The sequence below is a fragment of the Gordonia sp. JH63 genome (genome assembly GCF_009856645.1).
Taxonomy (GTDB): domain Bacteria; phylum Actinomycetota; class Actinomycetes; order Mycobacteriales; family Mycobacteriaceae; genus Gordonia; species Gordonia hongkongensis.
Genome location: NZ_CP047235.1, coordinates 3456067 through 3477391, shown reverse-complemented (window position 1 = coordinate 3477391; position 21325 = coordinate 3456067). Strand labels below are relative to the sequence as shown.

Genomic DNA, 21325 nt, shown 5'->3' with positions numbered 1-21325 from the left:
GTCGAAGGTTACGCGTCGGTGCCGGTCACGAACTGGTCTCCGGCCGACGACGATTGCGCCGCATCATCTGTCGCTGATGGTCGCGCACCTCTTCGCCCTCGGCGGGTGAGGCCACCCAGCTCCCGTCGGACTGCAGGACCCAGCAGCGGGTCCGCGGATCGAGGGCGGAGGCGAAGATGTCACCGAGTTCACCGGCCAGACGCTCGTCACGGACGTTCACCATGACCTCCACGCGCCGATCGAGATTGCGGTGCATCATGTCCGCGCTGCCGAACCAGTACTCGTTCTGCGCACCGAAATACAGGATTCGGGAATGCTCGAGGAACTGCCCCAGGATCGACCGCACGTGGATGTTGTCGCTGTAACCCTCGACCCCGGGCCGCAGCGCGCTGATGCCACGGACGACGACGTCGACGGGTACCCCGCTCTGCGAGGCCCGGTACAGCGCATCGATCACCTGCTCGTCGACCAGTGCATTCGCCTTGAGCTGGATTCTCGCGCGCGTGTCGCCGTCGCGGAACAGCTCGATCTCGCGATGGATCCGTTTGATGATGCCCGCCCGGATGCCGTGCGGCGCAACGAGGATGTTGCGGTATTCCTGCTTGCGGGAGTAGCCGGTCAAGGTGTTGAACAGGTCGGTCAGGTCGGCGCCGATGTCGGGGGCGGCGGTCAGCAGGCCCACGTCCTCGTAGAGCCGCGCGGTCTTCGGGTTGTAGTTGCCGGTCCCGATGTGGCAGTACCGCTTGATCGTCGAGCCCTCGCGACGCACCACCAGGCAGGTCTTGCAGTGGGTCTTCAAACCGACGAGGCCGTAGACGACGTGGACGCCGGCCTGTTCCAGTTTGCGGGCCCACTTGATGTTCGCCTGCTCGTCGAAGCGGGCCTTGATCTCCACCAGCGCGACGACCTGCTTCCCGGCCTCGGCGGCGTCGATGAGCGCGTTGACGATCGGGGAGTCGCCGGAGGTGCGGTACAGCGTCTGCTTGATGGCCAGGACCTGCGGGTCGGCCGCGGCCTGCTCGATGAACCGCTGCACGCTCGTCGAGAACGAGTCGTACGGATGGTGGACGAGTACGTCACCGTCGCGAAGAGTAGAGAACACGCTCTTGGGTGTCTCTCGCTCGCCGAACGCGGGGTGGGTGGCGGGGACGAACGGACGGTCCTTGAGATGCGGGCGGTCGAGCGCGTAGATCTCGAAAAGTGATGACAGATCGAGGAGTCCGGGCACCTGGATGACGTCGGCGGGGTCCACCTCGAGCTCGCGCAGCAACAACTCGAGCATGTGCTCGCTCATGTCGTCGGCGACCTCGAGCCGCACCGGCGAGCCGAACCGACGGCGCGCGAGTTCTCGCTCGAGCGCCTGGAGGAGGTCCTCGTCGCGGTCCTCTTCGACCTCGAAGTCGGCGTTGCGGGTGATCCGGAAGACGTGGTGCTCAACGATTTCCATACCCGGGAACAACGTCCCGAGGTTGGCCGCGATCAGACTCTCCAACGGTAGGAACACCGCGCTCCTGGCGGCCTTGTCGTCGTCGGACGCCCGAGCGGGCGACAGCCGGTCGACGCGGATGAAGCGGTTCACGTTGTCCGGTACCTTGACCCGCGCGAAGTGCTCGCCGCTCTCGTTGACGTCGCGGACCGTGACCGCGAGGTTCAGCGACAACCCGCTGATGTACGGGAACGGATGAGCGGGGTCGACCGCCAGGGGCGTCAGGACCGGAAATACCTCGTCCTGGAAATAATCGGTCATCCGCGCCTGCTGCTCGGCGGTGAGCTGCGACCAGGACACCACGTAGATGTCGTTGTCGGCCAACGCCGGTCGGACCGAATCGAGGAAGACGCGCGCGTGCCGGTCGGCGACGGTCTGCGCGCGTCCGGCGATGCGCATGAGTTGTTCTCGCGGCGACAGGCCGTCGGCGGACCGGACCGACAGGCCGGTCTCGTCGCGCCGCTTGAGTCCGGCCACCCGCACCATGAAGAACTCGTCGAGGTTCGAGGCGAAGATGGCGAGGAACTTCGCACGATCGAGGAGCGGCAGGGAGGTGTCCTCGGCGAGTGCGAGCACCCGGGAGTTGAAGTCCAGCCAGCTCAATTCCCGGTTGAGGTAACGGTCCTCGGGCAGGTCGGCGGATTCGTCGGGCACCAGGGTGGCGGCCGGCGGGGCATGCGGGATCGGTGTCGTGGTGACCGTGGCGGTCTGCGATACGTCATCGTCGGCGGGGCTCACCCCCCAATGATGACCCATCGCCGTCCCCGGCGTACACGCCCGCCGGTCGGACGCTTGTCGATTGCGGGTCGGGGTCAGAGATGACGCAGCGCAGCGACGGTGTGCGGTCCGAGGCCGAGCTCGCGGGCGACGCCCAGGTCCGCCGCGGTGTCGACGTCGGTGCGCAGGTCGGCCCACTCCCGGCCGGCCGGGTCGAGTTCGACGGCGCCGGCGGCCCGGTGGGCGGCCGCCGAACCGGGACCGAAACGGGGAGCGGGGACGCCGGTACCGGTGCCGTGCAGCAGCACCGTCCCGGATCCGTCCCGGTCGGTGACGAAGCTCGAGCGGTGTTCACCGGCGGCGCGCAACACGGCGGCGACGGACGTGCTCGTCGCCGCCGGCAGATCGGCCTGCACGTACATCAGGCCCGTCGACTCGGGCCACGCCTCGCGCGCCCAGCGCGCACCCTCGACGAACGCGGAGTTGAGACCGGCGTCCGCGGGTGCCCGGTGCGGCGACTCGCTCAGGCCGCGCATGCCCGAGCGCCGCGCCGCGGCGAGCACCTCGTCGTCGGGGCTGACGACGACGAGCCGAGAGATCCCGGCGCCGCGCAAGGCGTCGACGGTGTCGAGGAACATCGCCAGGACGAGGGAACCCCGGGCGACGGGGTCGTCACCCTCGAATGCGGTGGACAGCGTCGCCGCCAGTCGTGACTTCGCGCGGTGCAGATTCTTGACCGCCAGCACGGCCGCGACCGACGTCGCGACGGGCTCGTTGCCCCCCGCGTCGACGACCGTCGAGTCGGCGCCCGCGCCGACGGTGCTGTGTTCCATGCCGACCATCATGATGCACCGACCCCTGGTCGGTGACATTCCGGGTCGGCCATACCCGGCAGGCACTAGGGTGAGCAGGGTCGGCCGTCCGGCCGGCGCCGGCGGTGGGAATACGGAATTGGGCTTGCCCGGTGGGAGGTTGCGGTGCGCGCAGCGGTGATGGGTGCGGGTTCCTGGGGAACCTCGGTGGCGAAGGTGCTGGTCGATGCCGGTACCGACACCGTGATCTGGGCGCGGCGACCCGAACTCGCCGAGGCGATCAACACCGAGCACGTCAACGCCGACTATCTACCCGGCATCGCGCTGCCCGCCGCGCTCACCGCGACGAGTTCGGCGGTCGATGCCCTGCTCGGCGCCGACGTCGTCGTCTGCGGTGTCCCGTCGCAGTCGTTGCGCCCCAACCTGACGCAGTGGACGCCCTACATCGGGTCGGATGCGTCGTTGGTGTCGCTCGCCAAGGGCATCGAATCCAACACCCTGCTGCGGATGAGTGAGGTCATCGCCGAGGTGACCGGTGTCGCCGACGACCGGATCGCGGTGCTGACCGGGCCGAACCTGGCACGCGAGATCGCGGAGGGTCAACCGGCGGCGACCGTGATCGCCTGTGCCGACGAGGCGCGGGCGGTGACGCTGCAGAGCGCGTTCAGTACGCGATACTTCCGGCCGTACACCAACACCGACGTCGTCGGATGTGAGATCGGCGGCTCTGCGAAGAACGTCATCGCGCTGGCCTGCGGGATGGCCAGCGGCATCGGGTTCGGTCAGAACACCCTGGCGACGATCATCACTCGTGGGCTCGCCGAGACGATCCGGTTGGGCGTCGCGGTGGGCGCGCAGATCGAGACGCTGGCGGGTCTCGCCGGGATCGGGGATCTCGTCGCGACGTGTTCGTCGCCGTTGTCGCGCAACCGCACGTTCGGCGCGCGGCTGGGGGAGGGTGCCACCATGGCGCAGGCTCAGGAGGCCACCAACGGGCAGGTCGCCGAGGGCGTCAAGTCGTGCTCGTCGGTGCGTGCGCTGGCCGAGCGACACCAGGTGCCGATGCCGCTCACCGACGCGGTCCACCAGGTCTGTCACGACGGCATGTCGGTGGCCGACGCGGTCAATTCGCTGTTGGGCCGCAGCACCAAGCCGGAGATCTACCGGGACTGAGCGCCCGCCGCCGATCAGCCGAAGTCGAGCGGTCCCCGTTCGAGGGTGCGGTCGATCAGTCCCGAGATGTCGGTGATGGGTCCGTTGCCGGCGTTCGTCGGAATCCACATCGCGACATAGGGCCGGTGGTCGACGCACACATAGGCCTGGCCCGAGCCGTCGACCGTGTCCGTGATGAACCACTGGACCCCGGCCTGGCCGGCGGCGTGGATCTCCTGGAGATTGCTGGTGGGAGACAGCTCGGCAGGTCGGGTCACCCCGCACCGAAGTGTCATGTCGTCGCCCGGGCCGGTCGACGGCCACGTCGCGCGGTCGCCGGAGACCTCTTTGGTGCCGAAACCCTCGAAGGTGTCCGGTGCTTCGGTGAGCAAGCGGGTGCACTCCGCGGCGACCGGGCCGACGGAGTCGTAGGACTCGATCGGGGTCACCGGATCGGGGCGCATCGCGGCGAACACGATGAAGCCGGCGAGCACCATCACCGGAATGGCTACCAGGGTCGCGACGAGTGCGGGGCTGAGACGTCCGCCGCCGCCATACCGCGCGGAGTCCTCGGCGGATTCGCCGTCGACGGGATCCTGCTGGGTGTCATCCGAACCTGCTGACGTCACCCCACAACAGTAGGAGTCGGTCTGCCGAACCCGCGCACGGGGACCCGTCACGATCACCCGTCGTGGGCGGCCGGCCGACGCCCCTCAGCGCGTCGTGGGGACCACCGGGCAGGTCAGGGTGCGGGTGATCCCGTCCACCTTCTGGATCTGCGGAACCACGTTCTCGGTCAGGTGGGTGGCATCGGAGGCGTCGACCCGGACGATCACGTCGTACGGCCCACTGACCTCTTCCGACGAGGCGACCCCGGCGATCTCGGCGATGGTCGCGGCTGCGAGGGCGGCCCTGCCGACCTCGGTCTGGATCAGTATGTATGCCTGAACCACGGACATCCTCTCCGTCTGTGTCGTTCCCGGGCCACATCGTATGGGGCACATCGTCGACACGGGCTGTCGTACCGGCGGCTCGGCGCATGCGCGGTCGTCGGGCAGTGCACGACTGCCGCGGGCGGCCGGACTGTTGCGGATCGCTCTCGCCCGGCGGCCCCATACACTGTGGCACACATTGTCACCGACAACCCCGTGCGCGCGCGACCGGAAGAGGAAAGGCCCCGACGAGTGACCTTCGACGAGACAGGTCGGCAGGACCGCGCGATCGACCGGACCGACACGGTCGGGGCGATCGGTGAGCGTGCCGTGATCGCCGCGTTGACCGCGTCCGCGACCTCCGGTGAGCCCGCCGACGACATCGTGATCGGATCCGGTGACGACGCAGCCGTTCTCGACATCGGGGGATCGGCGGTGATCAGCACCGACACCGTCGTCGAGGGGCGCCACTTCCGATTCGACTGGTCGACGCCGGAGCAGGTCGGCGCCCGCGCGGTGGTGCAGAGTGCCGCCGACGTCGCCGCGATGGGCGGCCGCACAACGGGTCTCGTCGTGTCCATCGCGTGTCCGTCGGACACGCCGGTCGGCGTCGTCCTCGACCTCAACGACGGCGTGGTCCGCGCGGCACACGGACAGGGGGCCCGGGTGCTGGGCGGCGACCTCGTCGCGGCCGGTCAGGTGGTGGTGAGTGTCACCGCGGTCGGCGCGCTCGAGGGTCGGCCCCCCGTCTCGCTGGGCGGTGCCCGGCCTGGTGACGTCCTCGCGGTGAGCGGTCCGCTGGGGGCCAGCGCCGCGGGACTCGCGGTGCTGTCCGATCCGCGTCCGGTGGTCAGCGATTGGTCGGAACTGGTTGCACTGCACCGAGTTCCGAACCCCGACCTCACCCAGGGGCCGGTCGCCGCGGCGGCAGGTGCGCACGCCATGACCGACATCTCCGACGGTCTGGTCGAGGAACTGCTCACGATGTCGAGGGCTGCCCAGGTCGCCATGACCGTGCATGGCGACGCCGTACCGCGGCGCCCGGATCTGGCTGCCGCGGCAAGCGAACTCGGGGCGGACGTCGACCGCTGGGTACTGGCCGGCGGCGAGGACCATCACCTGCTCGCGGCGTTCGGCGGGCCCGCGGTGGTGCCGCCAGGGTGGACCGTCATCGGCTCGGTGGGGGAGAAGTCCTCGTCGGCGCCCGAGGTCTGGGTCGACGACCGCCGGGTCGGTGGGCCCGACGGTCTCGAACTGCACGGGTGGCAGTCCTTCGCCGACCCGACTGGTGACTGAGGTCCCCGGGGCGCACCATTAGAGTCGCCTCATGGCGATCTACGCACTCGACGACCGAGAACCGGTCCTGGGACAGGACACCTACGTGCACCCGGACGCGGTGGTGATCGGCGCGGTCACCCTGGGCGACGGTGTCTCGGTGTGGCCGGGCGCGGTACTCCGCGGCGACTACGGGACCATCACCGTCGGCGCCCGCAGCAACATCCAGGACGGCACCGTCATCCACTGCACGGTTCTCGACCCGACCGTGATCGGCGAACGGTGCGTCGTCGGACACAACGCGCACATCGAGGGCGCGACGATCGGAAACGACTGCCTCATCGCCTCGGGATCGGTGGTCCTGAACGGGTCCACGGTCGGCGATGGCGCGATCGTCGGAGCCGGCGCGGTGGTCCCGTTCAAGTTCGACGTTCCCTCGCGACGGATGGCGCTCGGTGTACCGGCCCGGCTCCGCGACGGCTACGTGGTACCGGAGGGGCACACCGAACTCAACTGCGAGATGTACTTCCAGAACGCGCAGCACTATCGCACCGCCCTGAAACGACTGGACTGACGACCGCCCACGACGGAGGCAATCGAGTGACCGCACCACCCAAACCCCTTGCCGAACTGATCGACCCGGGCTGGGCGCAGGCGCTCGCCCCGGTCGAGCCGCTCATCACCGAGATGGGCCGGTTCCTGCGCACCGAGATCGCCGAGGGGCGGCGCTATCTGCCTGCGGGACAACATGTCCTGCGGGCATTCACGCGCCCCCTCGACGACGTGCGCGTGCTGATCGTCGGGCAGGATCCATACCCGACGCCCGGACACGCCGTCGGACTGAGCTTCTCGGTGGCGCCCGACGTGCGCCCGATCCCGCGTTCCCTGACGAACATCTACACCGAGTACTGCGCCGATCTCGGCTACCCCATGCCGACCACCGGGGATCTCACGCCCTGGGCGGACAACGGTGTGCTTCTGTTGAACCGCGTGCTCACGGTGGCCCCCGGCGAGCCGGCCTCTCACCGGGGGAAGGGCTGGGAAGAGGTGACCGAGTGCGCGATCAAGGCGCTTGCCGCCCGCGACGAGCCGCTCGTCGCGATCCTGTGGGGCCGGGACGCCGCGGGACTGGAGAAGTGGCTGCCCGACGTCCCGACCATCGTGTCGGCGCATCCGTCACCGTTGTCGGCCTCGCGCGGGTTCTTCGGGTCCCGACCCTTCAGCCGGGCCAACGAGGAACTGATGGACCTCGGCGCCGAACCGGTGGAGTGGCGTCTGCCGTGACCCTTCGAGGCTCGTCGACCTCGACGCGCTCCTCGCACCTCAGTACCTGCGGCCTGGCGGCCGTCGTGGACTACGAAAGAACACTGTTTGAGCGTCCACATCTCTGCTCCCTGAGGTGCGAGCGAAGCGAGCCACGAAGGGCTCCGCAACCTGTCTCACCAGGCCCTTCGTGGCTCGTCGCTGGCGCTCCTCGCACCTCAGGGAGCAATGGTTATGTAGTTCTTTCGGATCAGGGGGCGGTGGTGGCACGGCCCCGGGTGAAGTCCGGCGCGCGCTTGCCGACGAAGGCGTCAACTCCCTCGATGCCCTCGGGCAGTCCGGACCGTTCGGAGATGGAGCGGGCTTCGAGGGCGAGGTGCTCGACCAACGTGGTGTCGGCGGAGACGGCCAACAGATGCTTGGTCATCGCGTCGGCGTCACGGGGACCCGACGCGATGGCCTCGGCGGCCGTGCGCGCGGCGGACTCGACCTCGTCGTCGGCGACGATCTCCGACAGCAGCCCCCACTGCTGGGCCTCGTCGGCGCCGATGACGCGGTCGGTCAGGATGATCTGGCGTGCCCGGGCAGCGCCGACGGCGCGGGGGAGGGTCCAGGTGAGACCCCCGTCGGGAGTGAGACCGATACCGCGGTAGGCGGGCCGCAGCCGGGTCGACGGACCACCGACGGCGACGTCGGCGTGCAACACCAGCGACATGCCCGCGCCGGCGGCCCAGCCCTTCGCGGCGACGACGACGGGGCGGTTCGCCTCGTACAGGGCGCCGACGAGCTGGTGGAAGTTGTCGGCGATCTCGCGCAGATAGGTCGGGCGGTCGTCCGCACCGGCGAAGGCGCGGACGTTGCCGCCGGCGCAGAAGTTCTTGCCCAGCCCGACGAGCAGGACCGCCCCCACGTCACGCTGTCCACGCGCGACCTCGCGCAGTGCCTGGGTTCCCGCGGCGAGGGCGGCGTCGTCGAGCGAGTTGCCCGCGCCCGCCGTCGAGACCGCGATGGTGAGGACGCCGTTGCGCTCGTGCACCAGAGCGTCGGTGTCGTCTACGGCAGCGGGGGCGGTGGGGTTCGATGAGGCCATGCGCGAAACCCTATCGCGCACACACCAAAAACCCGATGCCGGGGAGCTTGCGCTCATGGCATCGGGTCTCGTGCTCTCGAACTCCCACCCGCGGACGGGCGAGGAGGTCAGACAGCTGCGGTCTTGCCGGCCTTCAGGCAGGAGGTGCAGACGTTCTTGCGCTTGCGGTTGCCGGGGGCGACCTCCACGCGAACGGACTGGATGTTCGGGTTCCAGCGGCGGTTGGTACGGCGGTGCGAGTGAGACACCGACTTGCCGAAGCCCGGGCCCTTGCCGCAAATATCGCAGACGGCAGCCATCGTCGAACTCCCTTGGTAGATGATCATGGTCTGGTGTTCAGCCGCTCGGATCGATCGGCACCACCGGTGGGTGTGCGCGCTCGAGGCGAAAGGCAACCCTGCAAGGATAACCAGGTCGTGGTGGCGTGACCAAATCCGAGCCGATCCGCCACCCGGTCCCGCTCGGGCGCGCCGCACGGTCGGACACCCCGAGTAACCTTGCCCACAACCTCACCAGCCGGTCACGTTGCGCGCGAGAGCACAGTACGTCGCGCGCCGCGTCTGCGAGAAAGAGCCACCGTGTGATCGCCCGCACCGTCAACCCGCAGTTGCTGCGCGATTGGGCCCGAGTCTCGGTCGAACAGCTCGAGTCGCTGCGCGGCGAGATCAACGACCTCAACGTGTTCCCGATCCCCGATTCGGACACCGGGAGCAACATGCTCTTCACGATGCGGGCCGCGGCCGAGGCGGTCGAGAAGACGCCGCCCGACGCGTCGCTGCCCGAGGTCGCCCGCGCGATGGCCGACGGCGCGGTGGCGCAGGCGCGGGGCAACTCGGGGATCATCCTCTCGCAGGTGCTGGTCGGACTCGCGGACGGTGCGGAGATCCTGGGCGACACCGACGCCCTGACCTTCGCCGAGTTCTCGACGCTGGGTCTGCGTCTCGGTTCGCTCGCGGCGACCCGTGCGGTGAGCGAACCGCGCGAGGGTACGGTCCTCACGCTGGTGCGGGTCGCCGCCGAATCGGCCGCGGCGCACGAGCACGAGTCCCCGGCCGACCAGGTGCGCGCCGTCGCCGACGACTGTGCCGAAGCGCTCGAACGCACCCCGGAACAGCTGTCGGTGCTCGCGAACGCGGGCGTGGTGGACGCGGGCGGGCGTGGCTTCCTCGCGATCGTGGACGCCATGGTCAAGGTCATCACCGGCGTCTCGCACCGCCGCCGGCGTTACCGGGGCATCCTCACCGACAGCACCACGCTCGGTCACGGACCGGACGACAGCTGCCTCGACGGGAGCGACCAGGACTTCGAGGTCATGTACCTCCTCGACGGCGCGGCCGGCGAGCAGATCGCCGAACTGCGCGAACGTCTGGACGAACTCGGCGACGCGGTGGTGATCGTCGGCGACAGTTCCAGCGGTGAGGGCGAACGCTTCTCGGTACACGTCCACACCTGCCACCCGGGTGCGGCGGTCGAGGCCGGCGCGGGCCTCGGGCAGCTCTCGGATGTCCGGATCACTTGCTTCGCTCTCGATGCCATTCGGGCACAGGCGGATTCGGCTGAGCCGCCGCCCCGGCACAAACGGGCGGTGGTGGTCGTCGTGTCCGGTGACGGCGCGGCCGAACTGTTCGGCGAGGCCGGTGCGGTCGTGCTGCGCGCCGACGACGGACTCTCCGCCCACGAGCTGGGCCGCGCGATCCGCGACACCGACAGCGCGCACGTCGTCGTCATGGCCAACGGCGCATTGACATCGCAGGATCTCGTCACGGTCGCCACCGAGGTGCGGTCCACCCAGCGCTCGGTCCTGATGCTGCCGACGTCGTCGATGACCCAGTGCCTCGCCGCTCTCGCCGTGCACGATCCGAGCGAGGTCCCCGACGTCGACGCCTACGCGATGGCCGAGGCCGCCGCCGGGGCACGCTGGGGATCGCTGCAGTCGGCGACCACGAGGATGATGACGCTGGCGGGGATGAGCGAGGTCGGTGACGTGCTGGGGCTGATCGGCGACGACGTGCTCGTCGTGGCGCCGGATCAGACGTCGGCGTGCACCGCCCTCGTCGACCTCATGCTCTCCACCGGAGGCGAGCTCGTCACGGTGCTCGCCGGGGTCGAGGTCGACGAGGCCGCCCTCGAGGCCGTCGCGGAGCAGATGCGGCGCAGCTACCCCGGCATCGAATTGGCGGTGTACCGCACCGGACAGCGCACCGATCTCGTCCAGGTGGGTGTGGAGTGACCGAACTGGCACTGTCGGATTCGCTGTCCGACGTCCTGGGGACCAAGCCCGCCGAACAGCTCGCCACCGTCGGCGTGCACACGGTCGGGGAGCTGTTGCGGTACACGCCCCGCCGGTACATCCGACGCGGCCACGTGGTCGACCAGGAGCGGCCCGAACCGGGTGAGTGGCTGACGATCGTCGGACGGATCACCAAGTCCGATCTCATCAAGATGAGGAGCCGCAAAGGGTCGTTCCTCAAGGTGAAGGTCACCGACGACAACGACGTCTACGAGGCCAGCTTCTTCAACGCCCACCGCCTCAAGGGGCTGTTCCGACCCGGTGCACGGGTGATGATGGCCGGCGCGGTCAAGTACTTCCGCGACCAGATCCAGTTGTCGCATCCGGAATGGATGATCCTTCCCGACGGCGATCCGGAGATCGAGGACGTCGTCGGTTCCAAGATGCTGACCGAGATGTACGCGATCGAGGAGCAGATCACCGGAGAGCGCGGCGATCACCCCCTGGTCACCATGTTCGACCGCGACATCCTGCCGATGTACCCGGCCAACAAGAACATTCAGACCTGGGACATCCTCGGCGCGGTCCGTCGGGTCCTGAGTGAGAGCGCGCCGATTCCCGACGCACTTACCGAAGCCGAACGCCGCGCGCGGGGTCTCGTCAGCACCGACGAGGCGATCCGCAAGATCCACCTGCCCGATGCCGAGGACGACGTGAAGGTCGCCGCCCATCGGCTGAAGTTCGATGAGGCGCTGGCCATCCAGACCGTGCTGGCGCAGCGCCGGCTGGCGGGGCGGAGCGAGTCGGCGCCACCGTGTCCACGCGTGCCCGGCGGTCTCGAGGACAAGTTGCGTGACCGACTCCCGTTCACCCTGACCGACGGTCAGGTCGAGGTGGGGGAGGAGCTCGCCGAGGATCTGGCCCGCGCGCAGCCGATGTCGCGGCTGTTGCAGGGCGAGGTCGGGTCCGGGAAGACACTCGTGTCGTTGCTGGCAATGCTGCGGGTCGTCGACAACGGGTACCAGTGCGCCATCCTGGCCCCGACGGAAGTGCTTGCCGCACAGCACTACCGGACGATGAAGACGATGCTGGGCGACCTCGCCGAGGCGGGCGAACTGACCGCGGCCGACGGCGCGACGCGCCTCGCGCTGCTGACGGGTTCGATGAAGACCAAGGGCCGGCGCGAGACGCTCCTCGACGTGGTGACGGGCCAGGCCGGGATCGTGATCGGGACCCACGCGCTCCTCGAGGACAAGGTCGAGTTCTTCGACCTCGGACTCGTCGTGATCGACGAACAGCACCGCTTCGGCGTGGAGCAGCGAGATGTGTTGCGCGGCAAGGGCCGCAACGGGCGGATACCGCATTTCCTCGTGATGACCGCGACGCCGATCCCGCGGACCGTCGCCATGACCGCCTTCGGTGACCTCGAGACCTCGGTCCTCCGGGAGCTGCCGCGCGGCCGGCAGCCGATCACCACGTCGGTGGTGCCCACCGGGAAATCCTCATGGGTCGACCGGGTGTGGTCGCGCGCCAACGAGGAGATCGACGCCGGCCGTCAGGTCTATGTCGTGTGCTCGCGTATCGGCGACGGGCCCGAACCCGAGCCCGACGACAACGAGGAGAAGGGCCCGCGGACGACCTCGGTCCTCGAGCAGTACGAGGCCCTCGTCGCCGGCCCGTTCGCGCACCGACGCGTGGAGCTCCTGCACGGCCGCCTACCCGCCGACGAGAAGAACGCCGTCATGGATGCCTTCGGTCGGGGCGAGGTGGACGTGCTGGTGTCCACCACCGTCATCGAGGTGGGTGTCGACGTGCCCAATGCGACCACGATGGTCATCGTCGACGCCGATCGGTTCGGCGTGAGCCAGCTGCATCAGTTGCGCGGTCGTGTGGGACGCGGGCGGCATGCGGGCCTGTGCCTGCTGATGACGAATGCCCGGGACGGCTCGCCGTCGATGGACCGCCTCCGCGCCGTGGCCGGTTCGAACGACGGATTCGAGCTCGCGCGAGTCGATCTCGAGCAACGCCGGGAGGGTGATCTGCTCGGGTCCCTACAGTCGGGCGTCAACACGTCGTTGCGGTTCCTGTCCCTGCTCGAGGACGTCGAGGTCATCGAGGACGCCCGCGAACTCGCGGAAGACGTGGTGAGCGAGGACATCACGCTGCTCGAACACCGGCCGCTCGCCGACCTCGTCGACGGAATCCTCGTGCCGAACAAGATCGCGTACCTCGACAAGTCCTGACCGACGCCCCGAGCGCCAGTTGTCGTGTGTCGTGCGCCTGGCGCCACGTTCTGCGACACCGGTGCCGGGCCGATCGACACACGGAACCAGAAGGTCGCCGTGTGCGTCTGAGAATGCATGGTGATGCGTTCGCCGACGCTGCGACGACTCCGCATGCGAATCCGATGGATGCGCTGGACGCCGCGGGACTCGCCGTCCTGGTCGCCACGGCAGTGGGCGGTGCTCGTCGCCGCCGTCGTCACGGCGGTGGTGGTCGCCGTCGGGGTCGACGCCTTTCGGGCCGGTCCCGACACCGACCCGAAGATTCGGGCGATGGCGGGGCAGGCGGCGTCGTCGCTCGCCTCGATCCCGATCAGTGCGGGGCGTACCGACCGACAGGATTACGACCGGGCCGCGTTCGGCAGCGCCTGGTCGGACGCCGGGTCCGTTCCCGGAGGCGGCAACGGGTGCGACACCCGTAACGACGTGCTGGCTCGGGATCTCCACGACATCCGAGCCGGCCCGACGTCGAGTTGTCCGCGTGCCGTACTGGCGGGCGAACTGCGGAGCCCGTACACCGGCGACTTCGTCGTCTTCCGGCGCGATCGGAGCGCGTCGGCGGTGCAGATCGACCACATCGTCCCGCTGTCGTATGCCTGGGACATGGGAGCGTGGGCGTGGCCGCCCGACCGGCGGTTGGACTTCGCGAACGACCCCGCCAATCTCGTTGCCGTCGACGGGCGTTCGAACCAGGACAAGAGCGACTCCGAACCCGCGCGCTGGATGCCACCGGCCCGTGGATTCTGGTGCCAGTACGCGATTCAGTTCGTGATCGTCACGGCTACATACGGATTGGCGATCGACGAACCCTCCCGACGCGTCCTGTCGGAGGCGCTGCGGTGTGAGTGACGCCGCCGCGCCGATGACAGGGTGGAGCGGACTCCGGCCGGGCCCGGGGATCACGGCGAGAAGGACGGCGGACCGTCGGCGGGACGCTTGATCTGCGCGAAGGCCTCGGTGCCGGCGAGGGTCACGAGTGCGGAGAAGAGCGCCTCCGCGTCGTCGCCGGTCGGGATGTCGGAGAGGACGGGACCGAAGAAATGGTTGCCGTCGATCCCGGTGATGGGGCTGCCGCCGGCCTCGCCCAGAGCATCCTGGCCGCGTTGATGCGACGCGCGCAGGGCGTCGTCGAACGATTCGTCGTCCATGGCCTCGGCCAGGCCGGCGGGGAGGCCGGTGTCGACGAGGATTTCCGACACCGTCGCGGGAGTCATCTCGTCGCCCGCGTGGTGCAGCCGTCGGCCGATCGCCGAGTAGAGCGGTTCGAGGGAGTCGGTCCCGGACTCGTCGACGGCCGCCATCAACACACGTCCGAGCCTCCGCGAGGTGTCGAGTTGCTGCCGCTGCTCGTCGGAATCCGGCTCCTGGTCCTCGTTCAGGATGGCCAGACTCATCACGTGCCAGTCGACGGAGGCATCGTGTGCCTGCGCCTGGTCGATGAGCCACCGCGAGGCCGCCCACGCGAAGGGGCACACGGGGTCGAAGTGGAAATCGAAGTGGGTCATGAGAACTCCGTTGGTCTCGGACGAATGTGCAAGGGGATTCAGGACTGTGCGGTCAGGGAATCGATCGCGGCGCGCAACTTCTCCGCGGCATCACGTGCGACCGGTTCGAGGTCGGGTTCGCCCGAGACCTGGACCATGAGGTCGGGGTTCATCGCCTCGACGAGCGTGTGGTCGGGATTGCCCGGGTCGGAGCGCACGACGACGTTGCACGGCAACAGCAACCCGATCTGCCGCTGGACGCCGAGCGCCCGATGCGCCAGCGGCGGATTGCAGGCGCCGAGTATCAGGTACGGCTCCATGTCCTCGTCGAGTTTCGTCTTGAGCGTCGCCTGGACGTCGATCTCGGTGAGAACGCCGAATCCCTGGTCGGCGAGTGCGGTGCGGGTTCGTTCGACGGCCTCCGCGAACGGGACCGGCAGCGTGGTGGCCAGAGCGAGAGACATCGCGATTCCTTTCTGTTCGATGGCACGGTAGATACCCCCTGGGGTATTGCACCCGGGACCACCATACCCCTGGGGGTATCCTGGTCGCCGACACCGATGTCGGGTACCGATGTACGTGGCCGGCCAAACCACGGCCGACCCGCTCGGGTCGCCCGTACGTGGTGCCGCCACCCGCGAACTGGAGGAGAAGTGATGACCGGTGACGACGAGACGACGGCCGCGGTCCTCAACCGGTTACGCCGAGCTCAGGGGCAACTCGCCGGTGTGATCGCGATGATCGAGGCGGGGCGCGACTGTAAGGACGTCGTCACACAGCTCGCCGCGGTGTCCCGTGCGCTCGACCGCGCCGGTTTCAAGATCGTGGCCTCGGGAATGCGGCAGTGCATCGAGACTGTTGACGGTGAGCAACCGCCGTTGACCGAGGCAGAGCTGGAGAAGCTCTTCCTCACACTCGCCTGAGGCGCCGACCGTGGATCTCGTTGGGGACTCCGAACCTGCGGCGTTACTCTGAGAACGGCACTTTCCGGGCGGTCGCGCCCGGAACCACCGAAGTCGAGGATGTTGATGAGCGCACCCACCGCAGAGCAGTCCGTTGCCGAAGGCGGCTCCGGCGCCGAGAAGTCCGACACCGAGAAGTCCGACACGGAGAAGGTCGTTCTCGGGCTTGCCCGTGCCGCCAAATCGGCGTCCCGTTTGCTGAGCGGTCTGACGACCGCGGGCAAGAACGAGGTCCTGCTCGCCGCGGCCGACGCCATCGAGGCGGCCACCGACACCATCCTCGCCGCGAACGCGGAGGACATCGCACGTGCCGAGGCGGCCGACATCGAGGTGAGCCTGCTCGACCGGCTGCGGCTCGACGCCTCGCGCGTGGCCGGTATCGCCAACGGTCTGCGGCAGGTCGCCGTGCTCCCCGACCCGATCGGTGAGGTGGTTGCGGGGAAGACCCTCCCCAACGGGCTGCAGCTGCGTCAGCTGCGCGTGCCCCTGGGGGTCGTGGGCATCGTGTACGAAGCGCGCCCCAACGTCACCGTCGATGCGTTCGGGATCTCCTTCAAGTCCGGGAACGCGGTGCTGCTGCGTGGCTCGTCGTCGGCCGCGTCGTCGAACGCCGAACTCGTGCGCGTGCTGCGGGAGACCCTGTCGGCCAAGGGGGTCAGCGCGGATGCGGTGTCGCTGCTGCCCAGCGACGATCGGTCCAGCGTGACCGCGCTCATCCGGGCGCGCGGACTCGTGGACGTGGTCATCCCCCGTGGCGGCGCGGGGCTCATCGAGGCCGTGGTGTCGAATGCGACGGTCCCGACGATCGAGACCGGCGTCGGCAACTGCCACGTCTACGTCCACGCACTCGCCGACCTCGATGTCGCGGCGCGTGTCATTCTCAACTCCAAGACCCGCCGGCCGAGTGTCTGCAACACCGCGGAGACCGTGCTCATCGACAAGGCCGTCGCGGCCGACGCGCTGCCGCGGATCACCTCGGTGCTGCAGACCCAGGGCGTGGTCATCCACGGCGACGAGCCGGGTATGGAGCCGGCCACCGAGGACGACTGGTCCATGGAATACCTGTCGATGGACATCGCGATGAAGGTGGTCGACGGGCTCGACGCCGCGGTCGCCCACATCGACACCTACGGAACCGGCCACACGGAGGCGATCATCACCACCGACCTGGCGGCCGCCGACGAGTTCACCCGGCGCGTGGATGCCGCCGCCGTCATGGTCAACGCATCGACCGCCTTCACCGACGGCGAGCAGTTCGGCTTCGGCGCCGAGATCGGCATCTCCACCCAGAAGCTCCATGCCCGCGGCCCGATGGGTCTGCCGGAACTGACCTCGACCAAATGGGTGGTCTGGGGCAACGGCCACGTGCGGCCCGCCTGATGAGCGCGACGACCCCGGACGCGGGGACCGCGGGATACACCGGCTCGGGCCCGGCCGTCGTGCCGTCGTTCGAGGGTGTCGACGACGTCGTCGGTCGCCTGCGGGCGACGGGTTACCTCGCCGACGACGCGACCGCGACCTCGACCTTCCTGGCCGACCGTCTCGGCAAGCCGTTGCTGGTCGAGGGACCCGCGGGTGTCGGCAAGACCGAACTCGCCCGGTCCATCGCGGCGGCCACGGATGCCGAACTCATCCGCCTGCAGTGCTACGAGGGCATCGACGAGGCCCGCGCGCTGTACGAGTGGAATCACGCCAAGCAGATCCTGCACATCCAGGCGACGGGGGACCGCGCGTGGGATGAGGCCAAGGCCGACATTTTCTCCGACGAGTTCCTCCTGCCGCGGCCGCTGCTCAAGGCGATCTCGCGCGAGGGTGCCACCGTGCTCCTCATCGACGAGGTCGACAAGGCCGACGTCGACATGGAGGGGCTGCTGCTGGAAGTGTTGAGCGATTTCGCGATCACCATCCCGGAGATGGGAACCGTTGCCGCTCAGCGTCGTCCGATCGTCTTGCTGACGTCGAACGCGACCCGCGAGCTGTCCGAGGCACTCAAGCGTCGTTGTCTGTACCTCTACATCGACTTCCCGGATGCCGAGCGCGAGAAGGAGATCCTCGCATCGCGGGTGCCGAACCTGTCGGATTCGCTCAGCGCCGAGCTGGTGCGGATCGTCGGTGTCCTACGCACACTCGACATCCGCAAGAAGCCGTCGGTGGCCGAGACGATCGACTGGGCGAACACGCTGTTGGCGCTGGGAGCCGGGGAGAAGGCCACGGCCAAGAGCGGTGGCGGATTCGACGACGGACTCATCGCACGGACTCTCGGTGTCGTGCTGAAGCACCGGCCGGACCTCAAGACGGCTCTCAAAGAACTCAAGCTGGGCTGATGACGGCTCCGCTCGTCGCGCACCTCACCGATTTCGTCGACGAGTTGCGTCGTCGCGGGATCGTGGTCGGGCCGTCGGCGCTGATCGATGCGGCGAGTGCCATGGAGGTCCTCGACCTCCTCGAACGCCCCCGTCTACGCGAGGGGCTCGCGACGACACTGCTCGTCGATCACGCCCATCGCGGTGTGTTCGACCGGGTCTTCGACCTGTGGTTCCCGGTCGGCGCCGGAATGCGCACCGTGACCGAGGATCTCCCGCGCACCCCCGACGGCGAGCTCGATGTCGAGGCGGTCCGGGACGCGCTGGCGGAGATGCTCGCCGACGACGCGTCGGCGAACGACGGCCGGCTCGACCAGGCCATCGCGATGATCGTCGACGAGTTGGGGCGTTACGGATCGACTCGGGGCGAGGCGTTCTCGGCCTATCAGGCCATCACCGCGGTGAGTCCGCAGACACTGATCGCGAAGATCGCGGCGGCCATGGCCGGGGATGGCGACGGGGACGGCGGGCGGGCCGGTACGGAACCGCTCTACCGGCAGGCGGCGCGCCAGAAGGCCAACGATCTGCGTGCGGCGATCGAGCGAGAGACCCAGCGGCGCATGGCCGACCGCAACGGCCGCGAGAAGGTCGGCGCCTATGCGGTGCCCCCGTTACCGGAGAACGTCAACTTCCTGTCGGCGGGTGCCAAAGAACAGGTGGAGATCCGCAAGACCATCGAACCGCTGGCCAGATTGCTGGCCGCGAAGCTCGAGACGAGGCGACGGCGCGCTCACCGCGGCGCGGTCGACGTCCGGAAGACGCTGCGCGCCTCGATGTCCACCGGTGGGGTACCCATCGAACTCAGTCACCGCAAGCCCCGACCGGGGCGGCCCGAACTCATCATCATCTGCGACGTCTCGGGGTCGGTGGCCGGGTTCAGTCAGTTCACGTTGCGCTTGGTGTATGCACTGCGGCAACAGTTCTCGAAGGTGCGGGTGTTCGCCTTCGTCGACACCGTCGACGAGGTGACCGATTACTTCGACCACGGCGAAGAGGATTTCGGTGCGGCGATGCACCACATGATCTCCACCGCGCGGATCTCCACCCGCGACGGTCACTCGGACTACGGCAACATGCTGGCCGGGTTCGTCGCCGACTACGGCGATACGCTGACCCACCGGGGTGCGTTGCTGATCCTGGGGGACGGGCGGAACAACTATCACGATCCGCACGCCGACGCGCTCGCCGAACTGGTGGAACGGGCCCGGCACGCCTACTGGCTCAACCCGGAGGCCAAGCAGCACTGGGGCACGGGTGACTCGGTCGCGACCGATTACGCGGACGTGATCGACATGTTCGAATGCCGGAACGCCACACAACTGGGCACGGTCATCGCCGACCTCCTGCCGATCTGACCAGCGCTGCCGATTCGCACCAGTGCTCGACGCGTAGACTGACCGTCCATGTCACCCGACCGCCCGCGTGCGCGCCGTATCGGCGTGATGGGCGGCACGTTCGACCCGATCCACAACGGGCACCTCGTCGCGGCCAGCGAGGTCGCCCACCGGTTCTCGCTGGACGAGGTGATCTTCGTCCCGACCGGCCGTCCCTGGCAGAAGATCGGCGAGGCGACGACGGTGAGCCCGCCGGAGGACCGCTACCTCATGACGGTCATCGCGACCGCGTCGAATCCGCAGTTCAGCGTCAGTCGTGTCGACATCGACCGCGACGGCGACACCTACACCGTGGACACGCTCCGCGACCTGCGAGCGCTGCTCCCGGAAGCCCAGCTGTACTTCATCACCGGTGCCGACGCGCTGGAATCCATCCTGTCGTGGCAGGACTGGGAGGAACTGTTCGGCCTCGCCCGATTCGTCGGCGTGAGCCGCCCGGGGTACGAGCTCGACGCCACGCACCTGGCCCACCATCTCGAGGCCATGCCCGCCGACACCCTGCATCTGCTGGAGATCCCGGCGCTGGCGATCTCGTCCACCGAGTGCCGGACGCGCGCGTTGCAGGGTCGGCCCGTCTGGTACCTGGTGCCCGACGGCGTCGTGCAGTACATCGCCAAGCGGAAGCTGTATCGTGCGCCCCGGGCGTCGTCGCCCGGTGTCTCCGCCCCGGCGCTTCCGGGGGCCAACCGCCCCGAGCGGCTCCCGCCCGAGGAAATTCCTCCCGGGGAGTTGCAGGGCGATACCGACGGGTCGGGCCGCGCCCTGGGCGAACAGGCCGTGACCGAATGAGAGGACAAGTGTGACTGCGTCAGCTGAAGCGCTGGAGATGGCCAAGGTGGCCGCCCTGGCCGCGGCCGAGAAGCTCGCCCACGAGGTGACGGTGATCGACGTGTCGGAGCAGTTGGTGATCACCGACGCCTTCGTGATCGCCTCCGCCGACAACGAGCGTCAGGTGAACTCGATCGTCGACGAGGTCGAGGAGAAGCTGCGGGAGGCCGGCCACAAGCCGCTGCGGCGCGAGGGCACGCGCGAAGGTCGTTGGGCACTGCTCGATTACGCCGACATCGTGGTGCACATCCAGCACACCGACGAACGACGCTTCTACGCGCTGGAGAGTCTGTGGAAGGACTGCCCGGTGGTCGAGGTGGACGGGCTGTCGTGAGTGGCGGTCCCGACTCACACGACACCGCCGTCGAACGTCTCACCCCGGTGGTGCGGCGCCTGATCCTGTTGCGGCACGGGCAGACCGAGTACAACGCGGCGAGTCGGATGCAGGGCCAGATCGACACCGACTTGTCCGAACTCGGTGTCCGGCAAGCTGGTTCGGCGGCGGTCGAGCTCGCCAAGCGGCAACCGGTGGTCATCTGGTCGTCGGATCTGCGGCGGGCCCGCGACACCGCCGAGGCGCTCGCGCATCGAACCGGTCTGCCGGTGACCACCGACGTGCGCCTACGGGAGACACACCTCGGTGAGTGGCAGGGTCTGACGCACCTCGACGTCGATGCCGCGATGCCGGGCGCGCGCGCCGTCTGGCGCGATGACGCGACCTGGACGCCGCCGGGTGGGGAGAGCCGCGTCGACGTCGCCCGCCGCTCCACCCCCCTGGTCGACGAGTTGATCGAGCTGCTGCCGGAGTGGGGCGTCGGCGACAACCCGGAGGCGCCGGTGGTGCTGGTGGCCCACGGGGGAGTGATCGCGGCGATGACCGCGGCGCTGCTCGGGCTGCCGGTCGAGAACTGGCCCGTCTTCGGGGGGCTCGCGAACACGAGTTGGGTGCAGCTGTCGGGGCACAGCATGCCCGGCGAACTGCCGCGGTGGCGCCTGGACGTGTGGAACGCGTCCGCCGAGGACTCCGACCCGGCGGTGCAGTGAGCGACGTCCGC

General features: G+C 68.9%; 22 protein-coding genes. 14 read left to right on the top strand and 8 right to left on the bottom strand.

Annotated features, from left to right (window positions below):
• Positions 1 to 25 precede the first annotated feature (25 nt).
• Complete coding sequence (locus GR168_RS15505; protein WP_065632752.1) at positions 26 to 2224, bottom strand: RNA degradosome polyphosphate kinase; 2199 nt, start codon at positions 2222 to 2224, stop codon at positions 26 to 28.
• Between the two features lie 74 nt (positions 2225 to 2298).
• Positions 2299 to 3036, bottom strand: a complete 738-nt coding sequence (gene cofC / locus GR168_RS15500; RefSeq protein ID WP_065632753.1) for a 2-phospho-L-lactate guanylyltransferase — start codon at positions 3034 to 3036, stop codon at positions 2299 to 2301.
• Positions 3037 to 3180: 144 nt separating this feature from the next.
• Between cofC and GR168_RS15495 the strand changes: the two genes are divergently transcribed.
• The gene (locus GR168_RS15495; protein ID WP_058252120.1) at positions 3181 to 4188 is read left to right on the top strand and encodes an NAD(P)H-dependent glycerol-3-phosphate dehydrogenase; all 1008 of its coding nucleotides are present in this window, start codon (positions 3181 to 3183) and stop codon (positions 4186 to 4188) included.
• Positions 4189 to 4202: 14 nt separating this feature from the next.
• Here GR168_RS15495 and GR168_RS15490 read toward each other — a convergent pair whose 3' ends face one another.
• The gene (locus tag GR168_RS15490) at positions 4203 to 4796 is read right to left on the bottom strand and encodes a DUF3515 domain-containing protein (RefSeq protein ID WP_068970242.1); all 594 of its coding nucleotides are present in this window, start codon (positions 4794 to 4796) and stop codon (positions 4203 to 4205) included.
• 84 nt (positions 4797 to 4880) lie between these two features.
• Positions 4881 to 5126 carry an Lrp/AsnC ligand binding domain-containing protein gene (locus GR168_RS15485; RefSeq protein ID WP_058252118.1) on the bottom strand — a complete coding sequence of 82 codons (246 nt, stop codon included), beginning with the start codon at positions 5124 to 5126 and terminating at the stop codon, positions 4881 to 4883.
• A gap of 225 nt (positions 5127 to 5351) precedes the next feature.
• Between GR168_RS15485 and GR168_RS15480 the strand changes: the two genes are divergently transcribed.
• Genes GR168_RS15480 through GR168_RS15470 form a run of 3 tightly spaced genes read left to right on the top strand, consistent with a single transcriptional unit; the run spans position 5352 to position 7658 of the window.
• Positions 5352 to 6395, top strand: coding sequence for a thiamine-phosphate kinase (locus GR168_RS15480; protein WP_159371139.1), 1044 nt, complete (start codon positions 5352 to 5354; stop codon positions 6393 to 6395).
• A 31-nt stretch (positions 6396 to 6426) separates the two neighbouring features.
• Positions 6427 to 6948, top strand: a complete 522-nt coding sequence (locus tag GR168_RS15475; RefSeq protein ID WP_159371138.1) for a gamma carbonic anhydrase family protein — start codon at positions 6427 to 6429, stop codon at positions 6946 to 6948.
• A 26-nt stretch (positions 6949 to 6974) separates the two neighbouring features.
• Positions 6975 to 7658, top strand: coding sequence for a uracil-DNA glycosylase (locus GR168_RS15470; RefSeq protein ID WP_065632720.1), 684 nt, complete (start codon positions 6975 to 6977; stop codon positions 7656 to 7658).
• Positions 7659 to 7887: 229 nt separating this feature from the next.
• On the opposite strand, the gene GR168_RS15465 is transcribed toward GR168_RS15470, so the two are convergent.
• Positions 7888 to 8727: an enoyl-CoA hydratase-related protein gene (locus GR168_RS15465; RefSeq protein ID WP_159371137.1), complete on the bottom strand. Its 840-nt coding sequence runs from the start codon at positions 8725 to 8727 to the stop codon at positions 7888 to 7890.
• Between the two features lie 107 nt (positions 8728 to 8834).
• Positions 8835 to 9026 carry a 50S ribosomal protein L28 gene (gene rpmB, locus GR168_RS15460; protein ID WP_004023092.1) on the bottom strand — a complete coding sequence of 64 codons (192 nt, stop codon included), beginning with the start codon at positions 9024 to 9026 and terminating at the stop codon, positions 8835 to 8837.
• A gap of 281 nt (positions 9027 to 9307) precedes the next feature.
• Here rpmB and GR168_RS15455 point away from each other — a divergent pair, with 281 nt between their 5' ends.
• The 3 genes from GR168_RS15455 to GR168_RS15445 all read left to right on the top strand — a co-directional run bounded on the left by GR168_RS15455 (position 9308) and on the right by GR168_RS15445 (position 14088).
• A complete protein-coding gene (locus GR168_RS15455; RefSeq protein WP_065632722.1) occupies positions 9308 to 10957 on the top strand; it encodes a DAK2 domain-containing protein in 1650 nt (549 codons plus the stop codon).
• On the top strand, positions 10954 to 13200 hold the full coding sequence (gene recG / locus GR168_RS15450) for an ATP-dependent DNA helicase RecG (RefSeq protein WP_159371136.1): 2247 nt from the start codon (positions 10954 to 10956) through the stop codon (positions 13198 to 13200). The genes GR168_RS15455 and recG overlap by 4 nt, the downstream gene beginning before the upstream one ends.
• Before the next feature lie 117 nt (positions 13201 to 13317).
• Positions 13318 to 14088, top strand: a complete 771-nt coding sequence (locus GR168_RS15445) for an HNH endonuclease family protein (RefSeq protein WP_159371135.1) — start codon at positions 13318 to 13320, stop codon at positions 14086 to 14088.
• Positions 14089 to 14138: 50 nt separating this feature from the next.
• Here the strand turns inward: GR168_RS15445 and GR168_RS15440 are convergent, their stop codons facing one another.
• Both GR168_RS15440 and GR168_RS15435 read right to left on the bottom strand, forming a co-directional pair.
• Complete coding sequence (locus tag GR168_RS15440) at positions 14139 to 14744, bottom strand: DsbA family protein (protein ID WP_159371134.1); 606 nt, start codon at positions 14742 to 14744, stop codon at positions 14139 to 14141.
• 38 nt (positions 14745 to 14782) lie between these two features.
• On the bottom strand, positions 14783 to 15187 hold the full coding sequence (locus GR168_RS15435) for a DUF302 domain-containing protein (RefSeq protein ID WP_159371133.1): 405 nt from the start codon (positions 15185 to 15187) through the stop codon (positions 14783 to 14785).
• Between the two features lie 192 nt (positions 15188 to 15379).
• Here GR168_RS15435 and GR168_RS15430 point away from each other — a divergent pair, with 192 nt between their 5' ends.
• From GR168_RS15430 to GR168_RS15400, 7 genes are all read left to right on the top strand, one after another.
• On the top strand, positions 15380 to 15646 hold the full coding sequence (locus GR168_RS15430) for a metal-sensitive transcriptional regulator (RefSeq protein WP_137808987.1): 267 nt from the start codon (positions 15380 to 15382) through the stop codon (positions 15644 to 15646).
• Between the two features lie 105 nt (positions 15647 to 15751).
• Positions 15752 to 17065 carry a glutamate-5-semialdehyde dehydrogenase gene (locus GR168_RS15425; RefSeq protein ID WP_159371132.1) on the top strand — a complete coding sequence of 438 codons (1314 nt, stop codon included), beginning with the start codon at positions 15752 to 15754 and terminating at the stop codon, positions 17063 to 17065.
• Positions 17065 to 18009, top strand: a complete 945-nt coding sequence (locus GR168_RS15420; protein WP_175401209.1) for a MoxR family ATPase — start codon at positions 17065 to 17067, stop codon at positions 18007 to 18009. The genes GR168_RS15425 and GR168_RS15420 overlap by 1 nt, the downstream gene beginning before the upstream one ends.
• Positions 18009 to 19403 (top strand): VWA domain-containing protein, encoded by a 1395-nt coding sequence (locus GR168_RS15415; RefSeq protein ID WP_065632726.1) that lies wholly within the window; start codon positions 18009 to 18011, stop codon positions 19401 to 19403. The genes GR168_RS15420 and GR168_RS15415 overlap by 1 nt, the downstream gene beginning before the upstream one ends.
• A gap of 48 nt (positions 19404 to 19451) precedes the next feature.
• Positions 19452 to 20231, top strand: coding sequence for a nicotinate-nucleotide adenylyltransferase (gene nadD / locus GR168_RS15410; protein ID WP_058252105.1), 780 nt, complete (start codon positions 19452 to 19454; stop codon positions 20229 to 20231).
• Positions 20232 to 20241: 10 nt separating this feature from the next.
• Positions 20242 to 20604, top strand: coding sequence for a ribosome silencing factor (rsfS, locus tag GR168_RS15405; protein ID WP_004023080.1), 363 nt, complete (start codon positions 20242 to 20244; stop codon positions 20602 to 20604).
• Positions 20601 to 21314, top strand: coding sequence for a histidine phosphatase family protein (locus GR168_RS15400; protein WP_065632728.1), 714 nt, complete (start codon positions 20601 to 20603; stop codon positions 21312 to 21314). The genes rsfS and GR168_RS15400 overlap by 4 nt, the downstream gene beginning before the upstream one ends.
• Positions 21315 to 21325 lie beyond the last annotated feature (11 nt).

Excerpts from the sequence above, each read along its gene's own strand:
- cofC (WP_065632753.1), bottom strand. The coding sequence starts at position 3,036 with ATGGAACACAGCACCGTCGGCGCGGGCGCCGACTCGACGGTCGTCGAC.
- GR168_RS15485 (WP_058252118.1), bottom strand. The coding sequence starts at position 5,126 with ATGTCCGTGGTTCAGGCATACATACTGATCCAGACCGAGGTCGGCAGG.
- GR168_RS15475 (WP_159371138.1), top strand. The coding sequence starts at position 6,427 with ATGGCGATCTACGCACTCGACGACCGAGAACCGGTCCTGGGACAGGAC.
- GR168_RS15465 (WP_159371137.1), bottom strand. The coding sequence starts at position 8,727 with ATGGCCTCATCGAACCCCACCGCCCCCGCTGCCGTAGACGACACCGAC.
- rpmB (WP_004023092.1), bottom strand. The coding sequence starts at position 9,026 with ATGGCTGCCGTCTGCGATATTTGCGGCAAGGGCCCGGGCTTCGGCAAG.
- GR168_RS15445 (WP_159371135.1), top strand. The coding sequence starts at position 13,318 with ATGGTGATGCGTTCGCCGACGCTGCGACGACTCCGCATGCGAATCCGA.
- GR168_RS15440 (WP_159371134.1), bottom strand. The coding sequence starts at position 14,744 with ATGACCCACTTCGATTTCCACTTCGACCCCGTGTGCCCCTTCGCGTGG.
- GR168_RS15435 (WP_159371133.1), bottom strand. The coding sequence starts at position 15,187 with ATGTCTCTCGCTCTGGCCACCACGCTGCCGGTCCCGTTCGCGGAGGCC.
- GR168_RS15430 (WP_137808987.1), top strand. The coding sequence starts at position 15,380 with ATGACCGGTGACGACGAGACGACGGCCGCGGTCCTCAACCGGTTACGC.
- GR168_RS15425 (WP_159371132.1), top strand. The coding sequence starts at position 15,752 with ATGAGCGCACCCACCGCAGAGCAGTCCGTTGCCGAAGGCGGCTCCGGC.
- GR168_RS15420 (WP_175401209.1), top strand. The coding sequence starts at position 17,065 with ATGAGCGCGACGACCCCGGACGCGGGGACCGCGGGATACACCGGCTCG.
- GR168_RS15415 (WP_065632726.1), top strand. The coding sequence starts at position 18,009 with ATGACGGCTCCGCTCGTCGCGCACCTCACCGATTTCGTCGACGAGTTG.
- nadD (WP_058252105.1), top strand. The coding sequence starts at position 19,452 with ATGTCACCCGACCGCCCGCGTGCGCGCCGTATCGGCGTGATGGGCGGC.